Annotated in this window: 7 protein-coding genes; 6 read left to right on the top strand and 1 reads right to left on the bottom strand. The window is 68.5% G+C overall.

Translation table 11 applies throughout. The features are described from left to right. The 6 genes from ftsY to ffh all read left to right on the top strand — a co-directional run. Nucleotides 1-1,346, top strand: a 1,346-nt coding sequence (gene ftsY, locus ACAM49_RS35245; protein WP_369639872.1) for a signal recognition particle-docking protein FtsY, incomplete at its 5' end; no start/stop codon positions are given. A gap of 214 nt (nt 1,347-1,560) precedes the next feature. Beyond that, nucleotides 1,561-2,913 (top strand): ammonium transporter, encoded by a 1,353-nt coding sequence (locus tag ACAM49_RS35240; protein ID WP_369639871.1) that lies wholly within the window; start codon nt 1,561-1,563, stop codon nt 2,911-2,913. Nucleotides 2,914-2,918: 5 nt separating this feature from the next. Next, a complete protein-coding gene (locus ACAM49_RS35235) occupies nt 2,919-3,257 on the top strand; it encodes a P-II family nitrogen regulator (protein WP_369639870.1) in 339 nt (112 codons plus the stop codon). A gap of 121 nt (nt 3,258-3,378) precedes the next feature. Further along, nucleotides 3,379-5,829 (top strand): [protein-PII] uridylyltransferase, encoded by a 2,451-nt coding sequence (locus ACAM49_RS35230; protein ID WP_369639869.1) that lies wholly within the window; start codon nt 3,379-3,381, stop codon nt 5,827-5,829. A gap of 249 nt (nt 5,830-6,078) precedes the next feature. Beyond that, nucleotides 6,079-6,387 (top strand): hypothetical protein, encoded by a 309-nt coding sequence (locus tag ACAM49_RS35225; protein WP_369639868.1) that lies wholly within the window; start codon nt 6,079-6,081, stop codon nt 6,385-6,387. Between the two features lie 89 nt (nt 6,388-6,476). Continuing rightward, the gene (gene ffh / locus ACAM49_RS35220; RefSeq protein ID WP_369639867.1) at nt 6,477-8,036 is read left to right on the top strand and encodes a signal recognition particle protein; all 1,560 of its coding nucleotides are present in this window, start codon (nt 6,477-6,479) and stop codon (nt 8,034-8,036) included. Nucleotides 8,037-8,089: 53 nt separating this feature from the next. On the opposite strand, the gene rph is transcribed toward ffh, so the two are convergent. Then, a complete protein-coding gene (gene rph, locus ACAM49_RS35215) occupies nt 8,090-10,711 on the bottom strand; it encodes a rifamycin-inactivating phosphotransferase (RefSeq protein WP_369639866.1) in 2,622 nt (873 codons plus the stop codon). Between the last annotated feature and the right edge of the window lie 158 nt (nt 10,712-10,869).

Below are 10,869 nucleotides of genomic sequence, written 5' to 3'. Positions count from 1 at the left end.
CCATCACCAACGTCCCCCTCCCCGACCCGGTCCAGGGCCCCGAACCCGCCGAGACCGACGAGGCCGTCACGCCCGCCGAATCCGCCGCGCCCGTCGAGGCCGCCGCTGCGGAGGAGCCCGCTTCGCCGACGGAAGCGTCTACCGAGGGCGACACCGCCGCTGCGGTCGAGCCGCGAGCCGATGCCGTCGAGCAGGCCGTCGAAGCCGCCGAGCAGGCGGGTGAGGCCGCCGGGGACAAGGGCGCCGGTGAGGTTGCGGAGCAGCCTGTTTCGGATGAGGTCGCCGCGGAAGAAGCCGCCGAGGCCGCCGTTGCCGCCGCGGAGGTCGCCGCCGGCGCCGAGGCTGCTGTGGCAGCGCGTGCCGCTGCGCCGAGCATCGCGCCCGAGACCACTGCTCCCGCCGAGGCTCCCGGCATCGCCGAGATCGAGCCGACTTCGGGGCGTCTGACCCGGCTTCGGGGTCGGCTGTCGCGCTCGCAGAACGCCGTCGGCAAGTCGCTGCTCGGCCTGCTGGGCGGTGGCGACCTCGACGAGGAGTCGTGGGAGGAGATCGAGGACACACTGGTCATGGCGGATCTGGGTACCGCCAGTACCGCTGTCATCGTCGACCGGCTGCGGGAGGAGATGGCCGCTCGGACCGTTCGGACCGCGGCCGAGGCGCGGGCCCTGCTGCGCGGGGTGCTGATCGAGGCGCTACGGCCGGAGTTGGATCGGTCGATTCGGGCGCTGCCGCATGATGATCATCCGTCGATCCTGCTGGTCGTGGGTGTGAACGGCACCGGAAAGACCACTACCACCGGCAAATTGGCGCGGGTGCTGGTCGCCGATGGGCGGCGGGTGCTGCTGGGTGCGGCGGATACGTTCCGTGCGGCCGCCGCGGACCAGCTGCAGACCTGGGGTGAGCGCGTCGGCGCGGAGACCGTGCGGGGCAAGGAAGGTGCGGATCCGGCAGCGGTCGCGTTCGACGCGGTGTCGGCGGGTATCGATCGCGGGGTGGACGTCGTGCTCATCGACACCGCCGGTCGCCTGCACACCAAGACCGGTCTGATGGACGAGCTGGGCAAGGTCAAGCGCGTCGTCGAGAAGAAGGCCAAGGTGGACGAGGTCATCCTCGTGCTGGACTCCACGGTCGGCCAGAACGGGCTCATGCAGGCCCGGGTTTTCGCCGACGTCGTCGACATCACCGGTGTTGCGCTGACGAAGCTGGACGGAACCGCCAAGGGCGGCATCGTGTTCCAGGTTCAGCACGAGCTCGGCGTTCCGGTGAAACTGGTCGGTTTGGGCGAGGGCGCGGATGATCTTGCTCCGTTCGAGCCGGGAGCCTTCGTCGACGCCTTGCTCGGATAACGGCCCCTCAACTGCACCGATACCGAATTCAACATCATCCTCACAATGTCGTCGTAACAGTGGCGCGGTTTCGGAAACGTGACCGCAACACTGCAATCTCATCCGTTCACCTACGCGAAACGCCGCAGGATCACGGAGGAAACACCGACTGACGAATCTCATTGCAGGCTTATTCGCAGGTTGCTGCGGGGCTGACGATGAGGAGGACAGTAAGGTGGCGTTTCCCATAATCGGTGCGGCCGACACCGGCGACACCGCATGGATGCTGGCGAGTTCAGCACTCGTGCTATTGATGACACCCGGACTCGCGTTCTTCTACGGCGGCATGGTCCGCTCGAAGAACGTGCTGAACATGATCATGATGAGCATCAGCGCGATGGGCGTGATCACCGTCCTATGGGTGCTGTACGGCTTCTCCGTGGCGTTCGGCGACGACAAGGGAAACCTGATCGGTGATCCGCTGCAGTACTTCGGCCTGAAGTCACTGATCGGCGGCACCTACCTGGCCAGTGCCACCGACCCGGCGGTCAAATCGGCGATCCCGCTGGCCGGCACCGTGCCCGCCACGGTCTTCGTCGCCTTCCAGCTGATGTTCGCGATCATCACCGTCGCCCTGATCTCCGGTGCGGTCGCCGACCGCCTGAAGTTCGGCGCCTGGGTGCTGTTCGCCGCCGTCTGGGGCACCGTGGTCTACTTCCCGATCGCGCACTGGGTCTTCGCCTTCGACGGCGTGACCGGTGAGCACGGCGGCTGGATCGCCACCAAGCTCAAGGCCATCGACTTCGCCGGTGGTACCGCGGTCCACATCAACGCCGGTATCGCGGGCCTGGTCCTGGCGCTGGTGCTCGGCAAGCGCAAGGGCTGGCCGCAGACCCCGATGCGTCCGCACAACCTGCCGTTCGTGATGCTCGGCGCCGGTCTGCTGTGGTTCGGCTGGTACGGCTTCAACGCCGGTTCGGCCGTCGGCTCCAACGGCATCGCGGGCGCCACCTTCATCACCACCACCGTCGCGACCGGTACGGCCATGCTGGCCTGGCTGCTGGTCGAGAAGATCCGCGATGGTCACGCCACCTCCCTCGGCGCCGCCTCGGGCGTCGTGGCCGGTCTGGTCGCCATCACCCCCTCCTGCTCCTCGGTCAACGTGGTCGGCGCGCTGGCCATCGGTGCGGTCGCCGGTGTGCTCTGCGCCCTGGCGGTGGGCCTGAAGTTCAAGTTCGGCTTCGACGATTCGCTCGACGTGGTCGGCGTGCACCTGGTCGGCGGTATCGCGGGCACCCTGATGGTCGGCCTGGTCGCCGCGCCGGAGGCGCCCGCCGCGGTCACCGGTCTGTTCTACGGCGGCGGCTTCGATCAGCTGATCAAGCAGGCCGTGGGAGCCGGTGCGGTGCTTGCCTTCTCGGGCATCGCGACCCTGATCATCGCGCTGGCGATCAAGTTCACGATCGGCCTCCGGGTGAATGAAGAAGCCGAGTTCACGGGCTTGGACGAGTCGGAGCACGCAGAATCGGCATACGATTTCGCTGCTGTGGGTGGTGCGGCGCGCACCGCCGCCGTCAAGGAGGCATGACGAAAATGAAACTGATCACTGCGATCGTGAAGCCGTTCACCCTGGAGGACGTGAAGACCGGGCTGGAGCAGGCGGGCGTGCTGGGCATGACCGTCAGCGAGGTCCAGGGCTACGGCCGCCAGAAGGGCCACACCGAGGTCTACCGCGGTGCCGAGTACTCCGTCGACTTCGTCCCGAAGGTCCGGGTCGAGGTGGTCGTGGACGACGCCTCCGTCGAGAAGGTCGTCGAGGTCATCGTCGAGGCCGCCCGCACCGGCAAGATCGGTGACGGCAAGGTCTGGGTCGCCCCGGTCGACGCGATCATCCGGGTGCGCACCGGCGAACGCGGGTCCGACGCTCTGTAAATCGGATGCGGTAACTCGAGAGCGGATCCAGTGGCGGCCCCGGCCCCCGTCGGTGTCGAACCGGCGGAGGCGGGGCCGCCCCCATGTGGGGCGACGAACTGAATGAGATGGGTGGTGGGTTGTGGGTTTTCAGCAAGCACGCGACGAGAAGGCCGAAGCCGACAAGGTTTCAGGTGGCGCTTCGGATCTGGTGAAGGCCCGTGACCAACTGCTGAGCGAGCACAGCGGCGCCAACGGCCGCACGACCCGCTTGGATGCCGAGGCGCTGCGGGAAGCGCTGGTGGACCTGTTCGAACTGTGGCTGACCACCAAGGGCCACGAGGTCGGCATCACCGCCGACAGCGGGCTCGCGATCGTGGCGGTGGGCGGATTGGGCCGCCGGGAAATGCTGCCCTACTCCGACCTGGATCTGGTGCTGCTCTACGACGACATCGACCCCAATCGGGTCGCCGAGGTCGCCGATCAGCTCTGGTATCCGCTGTGGGACGCCCACATCAAGCTCGATCACAGCGTGCGCACCGTCCCGCAGGCGCTGCGCGTGGCCTCCGACGATCTCACCGCCGCCCTGGGCATGCTCGAGGCGCGGCACATCGTCGGCGACGAAGGCTTGAGCAGTCTGCTCATCAGCGGTGTCCGGCGGGACTGGCGTGCCGGCGTCAGATCCCGTTTCGACGCGCTGATCGAGCAGGCGCAAACCCGTTGGCGCAGAAGCGGAGACGTCGCCCACCGCGCCGAACCCGATCTCAAGAACGGCCGCGGCGGGCTGCGCGACATCCAGCTGCTCGACGCCCTCGCCATCGCACAACTGACCGACGCCATGCCGGGGCTCGGTCCGGAAGTGCCGGGCGGCGGGCTGAAACAGGCGCATCGCCGCCTGCTGGACGTGCGCACCGAACTGCACCGGGTGGCGGGCCGGGCCCGCGACCAGCTGCGGGCCCAGGACGCCGACGAGATCGGGGCGGCCCTGCGCATCGGGGACCGCTTCGACCTGGCCCGGACTTTGAGCGATGCGGCCCGCACCGTCAGCTACTCCACCGATGTCGGGCTGCGCACCGCCGGGAACGCGCTGCCCCGGCGCGGGCTCGCGCGACTGCGCCGGGTCCCGGTACGCCGACCACTCGATGAGGGGGTGGTCGAGCATTCCGGGGAGGTGGTGCTGGCGCGGGACGCACGGCCGCAGCGTGATCCGGGGCTGGTGCTGCGGGTGGCCGCGGCCTCGGCGCAGACGGGGCTGCCGATGTCGGCCACCACGCTCAACCGGCTCGGCGAGGACGCGCCCGAGCTACGCGAGCCGTGGCCCAAGGAGGCGCTCAACGACCTGCTGGTGCTGTTGGGCGCGGGCCGCGGCGCCGTCGACGCCATCGAGGCATTGGACCGGACGGGCCTGTGGGGCAGGCTCTTTCCGGAATGGGGCGTGGTGCGCGACCTGCCGCCGCGCGACGCCATGCACACCTGGACCGTGGACCGCCATCTCATGGAGGCGGTCGCGCAGGCCGGGGCGCTGTCCACCCGCGTCGCCCGCCCGGACCTGCTGCTGCTGGGCGCGCTGCTGCACGATATCGGCAAGGGGCGCACCGAGGATCACAGCGTGGTCGGCGCGGAGCTGGCCACCTCCATCGGAAAACGGCTGGGGCTCTGGCCTTCCGACGTGCAGACGCTCTCGGCCATGGTGCGCCACCACCTGCTGCTGCCCGATACCGCGACGCGGCGCGACATCACCGACTCCGACACCGTGAAGATGGTGATCGACGCCCTCGACGGCGACCCGCACCTGCTGGAGCTGCTGCACGCGCTGGCCGAGGCCGACGCGCTGGCCACCGGGCCCGGGGTGTGGAACGACTGGAAGGCCTCGCTCATCGGCGAACTGGTGCGCAACTGCCGCCGCGCCATGGCCGGCGAGGAGCCGCCCGAGCCGACGCCGATCCCGGACGAGCTGCGCGAGCGCGCGGAATCCGGTGGCGTGCACGTGGATCTGAAGCCGGGGGAGGGGCGCTACCACCACATCGTCACGGTGGTCGCGCCCGACAATCCGGGGCTGCTCTCGGATGCGGCCGGTGTGCTCGCCGTGCATTCGCTGCGCGTGCTCTCGGCGGAACTGGCCAGTGTCGGCTCCTCGGCCATCGACACCTTCGTCGTGGCACCGCGGTTCGGTGATCCGCCGGACCCGGGTCTGCTGCGCCAGGAGCTGATCCGCGCCATCAACGGCGATCTGGATCTGGCCTCGGTGCTGGCCCGCAAGGAGCGCGATGCCGGGGGCACGCAGCCGAGTCCGTTCGCGCAGGCGCAGCCGCGGGTGTTCTGGCATTCGACCGCCGAGCCCGGGCGGGTGCTGCTGGAATTGCGCGCCGAGGACCGCATCGGGCTGCTGAATCGGCTGGCCGCGGCGCTGGCCGAGGCCGGGGTGAATGTGGCCTGGGCGAAGGTGGTGACCATGGGTTCGGCGGTCATCGACACTTTCTGCCTGGATCTGGGCGCGAGCGACACGCCGGAGCGGCGGTCGGAGATCGAGGCCGCGCTGCTGGCGGTGGTGCCGCCGCAACAACCGAAGAAACCTCTCGAATCGGACAGCTGAATCGGATCTTCCAGCGGTTTTCTGATCAATCGCCCGGGGCTCGAATTAACTGGCAAACCGTACGTTTGCCAGTTAATGAGAATGTTGCAGATAATTTGCTGTAATACCGGTCGAGTGATCGGTGTCACACCCTAGTATTCGCGTGCAGATGATTATCACGTCCGGGTATCGGTCTGTGCCCGGGGCTCGTCGTTCCCGTAGCTGTAGCTCAGTACCCGTAGCTGTCGCGAGTATGAGGGGAGCAGGTCGGTGGCAATCGAAGTCGTCTCCGCGTCGATGATGACAAGCGATTTGACCTCACACATCGCCCGCTGCGTGGGCGGCGACCGGTGGGTGGTCTCCTGGCTCCCGGGCCGCACCCTGACCGGTCAGCAGGCGGTGACGGCCATGACCATCGCCTCCACCGTCACCGAGCACACCCCGACCGATGCCGAATGGGCGATGCTCGACGCGCTCGCGCTGGCGCTGGGGCTCACCGCCCGCGAGGCGGTCGGCATGGTGACCACCGAGAAGCACGATCTGCGCCGTCCGGGGCCGCGCCCGCGCTCGCTCGAATAACGCAGGTCCGAGCCTGGCGCAACGGCATCCCGCGGATCCCACTACCCTGGTATCTCGAGTGTCAGTCCCTCGAGATCAGGAGCGCATCGGTGTTCGAATCCCTTTCCGACCGGTTGGCCGGTGCCCTCAAGGATCTGCGTGGCAAGGGACGCCTGTCGCCGGCGGACATCGACTCGACCGCGCGGGAGATCCGCCTGGCCCTGCTCGAGGCCGACGTGGCGCTGCCCGTCGTGCGCGGCTTCGTCGCCAAGATCAAGGAGCGCGCCAAGGGCGCCGAGGTCTCCGCGGCGCTGAACCCGGCCCAGCAGGTCGTCAAGATCGTCAACGAGGAGCTCATCGCCATCCTCGGCGGCGAGACCCGGCGGCTGCGGCTGGCCAAGAACCCGCCGACCGTCATCATGCTGGCCGGTCTGCAGGGCGCCGGTAAGACCACCCTCGCGGGCAAGCTCGCCAAATACCTGAAGGGCCAAGGGCATACGCCGCTGCTGGTCGCCTGTGACCTGCAGCGCCCCGGCGCGGTCACCCAGCTGCAGGTCGTCGGCGAGCGCGCGGGCGTGCCCGTGTTCGCGCCGCATCCGGGCACCTCGATCGGCGGCGGCGAGAACCCGCTCGGCGTCTCGGCGTCGGATCCGGTCGATGTCGCGCGCGCCGGTATCGAGGAGGCCAAGGCCAAGCAGTACGACGTGGTCATCGTCGACACCGCCGGTCGCCTCGGCATCGACGAGGAGCTCATGCGGCAGGCCGCGGGCATCCGCGACGCCGTCAATCCGGACGAGACGCTGTTCGTCCTCGACGCCATGATCGGCCAGGACGCGGTCTCCACCGCCGAGGCCTTCCGCGACGGCGTCGGCTTCACCGGTGTCGTGCTCACCAAGCTCGACGGCGACGCCCGCGGTGGCGCGGCGCTGTCGGTGCGTGAGATCACCGGCCAGCCCATCCTTTTCGCCTCCACCGGCGAGAAGCTGGAGGACTTCGACGTCTTCCACCCCGACCGCATGGCCTCGCGCATCCTCGGCATGGGCGACCTGCTCACCCTGATCGAGCAGGCCGAGCAGGTCTACGACGCCAAGCAGGCCGAGGAGGCCGCCCGCAAAATCGGCTCCGGCGAGCTGACGCTGGAGGACTTCCTCGAGCAGATGCTGGCCATCCGCAAGATGGGGCCGATCGGCAACCTGCTGGGCATGCTGCCGGGCGCGGGGCAGATGAAGGACGTGCTGGCCCAGGTCGATGACAAGCAGCTCGATCGCGTCCAGGCCATCATTCGCGGCATGACGCCCGCCGAGCGCGCGAACCCGAAGATCATCAACGCTTCTCGTCGCCTCCGCATCGCCAACGGCTCCGGTGTCGCGGTCTCCGACGTGAACCAGCTCGTCGACCGCTTCTTCGAGGCCAAGAAGATGATGGGCGCCATGTCCCGCCAGTTCGGCATGCCCGGCGCCCGCGCCAACAAGGGCAAGGGCAAAGGCAAGAAGGGCAAGAAGGGCGGGCGCGGCCCCACCCCGCCCAAGGCGGCACGCACCGGGTTCCCTGGGATGCCCGGGCTTCCCGCCGGTATGCCCGACATCTCGAACCTGCCCGCGGGCCTCAACGAACTCCCGCCGGGTCTGGAAGGTTTCGACCTGTCGAAACTGAACTTCCCCAAGAACTGAGTTCCCAGAGCCTGATTCGGCCCCGCCCTTCCGGGCGGGGCCGAGTTGCTTTTCTAGTCCGTTGGCTGCGAGAGGATTTCGACGTAGCCGTCCGTGCCGTTCACCCGGATGCGCTGGCCGTCGCGGATCAGGTCGGTGGCGTGCTCGACGCCGACGACGGCGGGCAGGCCGTATTCGCGGGCGATCACCGCGCCGTGCGTCATCAGGCCGCCGACCTCGGTCACCAGGCCCGCGATGGCGACGAACAGCGGGGTCCAGCTCGGATCGGTGTAGGCGGTGACGAGGATGTCGCCGGGTTCGAGATCGGCCTGTCCGATATCGGCGACGACGCGGGCGCGGCCTTCGATCGTCCCGGCGGACACCGCCATGCCCGGCAGCGCACCCGGCGGCAGATCCTCGCGCCGGTAGGCGCCGGTGAGGGCCCGGCCGTCGGAGGTGAGGACTCGGGGCGCGGTGAGCGTCTGATACGTACGGAAGGCTTCCTTGCGCTCGGCGATGAGCCGCGCGTCCGCGCGCCGGGTGCGGACGACCTCCGCGAGTTCGTCGAAGCGCAGGAAGAAGATGTCCTCGGGGTCGGTGAGGACGTCGGCCTCCACCAGTCGCCGCGCCTCGGCCAGCAGCGCCTGCTTGTAGACGAAATAGCGGCTGACCATGCGGTACTTCGGGTATTCGCGATAGCCGGAGAAAGTGCGCACCCGCGCGATCATGCGCTCGGTCTCGGCGGCCTTCTCCTCCCCGTCGGGCAGGGCGCGCAGGCGTTCGAGCAGGCGCGCGGCGGTCTGCTCGGCCTCGCGCAGGCCGTCGGCGAAACGCCGTGCGCCCGCGCCCGGTTCGAAGTGCTCGATATTGCCGAGCAACGTCGGCACCAGGGTGGCGGGGCTTTCGCTCCAGCGCGGCCTGGTGATGTCGATCTCGCCCGCGCAGCGCATGCCGTACTTGTCGAGGAAGCCGTCGATCGCCGCCCGCGCTTCGGCGCCGCCGGGGTACGCGGAAAGTTCTTCCAGGAAGGCGGTTCCCGCGGGTTGCACGTGCTCGACCTGCCGCAGGTAGGCGATCATCTCCGGGTACGGCCGGATGGTGTCGGCGACGTCCAGCAGTGCCAGGCCCATCTCGGAGGTCACATTGCCGGGCACCGACTGGGTCAGCGCGTCGGCGGAGTTCTTCTCGCCCAGCCATTCCCGCAGCCGATCATTGAGCCACGCCGAGGCGTTCATCGCCGTGGTGATCATCTGCAGGCCGCGCGGTGTGAACAGGACCCGTTGCAGCTCAGGGATATCCGCGCGGATGAAGTCGAGCAGCTCCGGGCCGGACTTGGTGGCTATATCGCGTTTCAAGGTGGAGAGGGAGGCCTCGCTGTCGGCGATCACCTCGGCGACGAGCGCGGGATCGGCGTCCAGGGGCGGGGCCGCGGCGGCGCGCATCGCGGTGGGCGCGGCGGAATCCGGTTGCGGCACAACAGGAACGAAGCCACTGTCGATCACGGTCCGCAGCGCGTCGCCGATCAGTGGATCGGAGCTGCCGAGCCCGGCGATCAAGCCGTCGCGGGTCTCCGGGGAGGACAGCGGCTTGGTGACGTCCACGAACAGCCGCCCGCCCGCGTCCCGCATGGGCCCGCGGCTGGTGAGCTGCCACAGCGAAATGCCAAGGGGCTTCATGGCATCGGTCATCATCTGCTGGTGGCCGACCGACACGTAGACGTGGTTCTCGTCGTCATCGGCTTCGGGAATCGGAAAAAGCGTGGTGATCGGCCGACTCTGCACGATGCGGAAATCCTCACCGTCGAGACACCATTCGATGTCCTGCGGACTGCCGAAATGCACCTCGATACGACGGCCGAGCCGGGCCAGTGTCAGCACCTCCGCCTCGGTAAGCACCGGTGCGTCGCGCTGCTCCGCCACGATCTCCCGCACCTCGGTGCCGCCCGCCGCCACGGGCTCGATCGCGAGCTTCTTGCTGGCGATCGTCCTGGCGATGACCACCTCGTCGCGCACCTGGTACACATCCGCATTCACCAGCCCGGAGACAAGCGCCTCACCCAACCCGAAACCGGCATCGATCGACACCACCGTCCGATCGGAAGTGACCGGGTCGGCGGTCATCAAAATGCCCGAAGCGCGCGGAAACACCATCCGCTGAACAACCACCGCCATTCGAACCGCCCTGTGCCCGAACCCATTTCGAAGCCGATACGTCACCGCCCGCTCGGTGAACAGCGACCCCCAGCACCGCCCGACATGCTCGAGAATCGCCGCCCCTCCCACCACATTGAGATAAGTGTCTTGCTGCCCCGCGAACGACGCTGACGGCAGATCCTCAGCCGTCGCACTCGACCGCACCGCATACGCCCCCGCCGCGCCGAGCCGCTCGTGCGCACCGAGGATCTCGGCCACCACCTCCTCGGGAACGGGCAGTCTTTCGATCGTGTCCCGAATCTCCCCACTCAACGTCCGGATGGCGTCTTGATCGTCCGCCGTCGTCCGCGCGAGCTCATCGAGCAGATCCGCCAACCCCGGCGCATCCGCCACCGTCCGCGCGAACGCGTCCGTCGTGACACAAAACCCGTCCGGCACCGCGACGCCTTCGATCCGAGCCAGCTCGCCGAGATTCGCACCCTTCCCGCCCACGCTCGCGACCCGTGTCCGATCGATCTCCTCGAACCTCAGCACAAAGCTCATCCCGCAACTCCTCACCTGGTGTTTCGGCATTTCGCGAGCGATTATGGCCGGGACTGTAAGAACAACGGTGTAACTCCGAATCAAGGAGTGGCACATGGACTCTGATGTGAGGTCCGCCGTGTTGGCCGATACTGACGCGGTGGCCAGACCCAGGAAAC

This window comes from Nocardia sp. JMUB6875 (assembly GCF_041154655.1).
Taxonomy (GTDB): Bacteria; Actinomycetota; Actinomycetes; order Mycobacteriales; family Mycobacteriaceae; genus Nocardia.
Note: the sequence above shows the minus strand (reverse complement) of the source record. Positions and strands in the feature narration are given on the sequence as shown.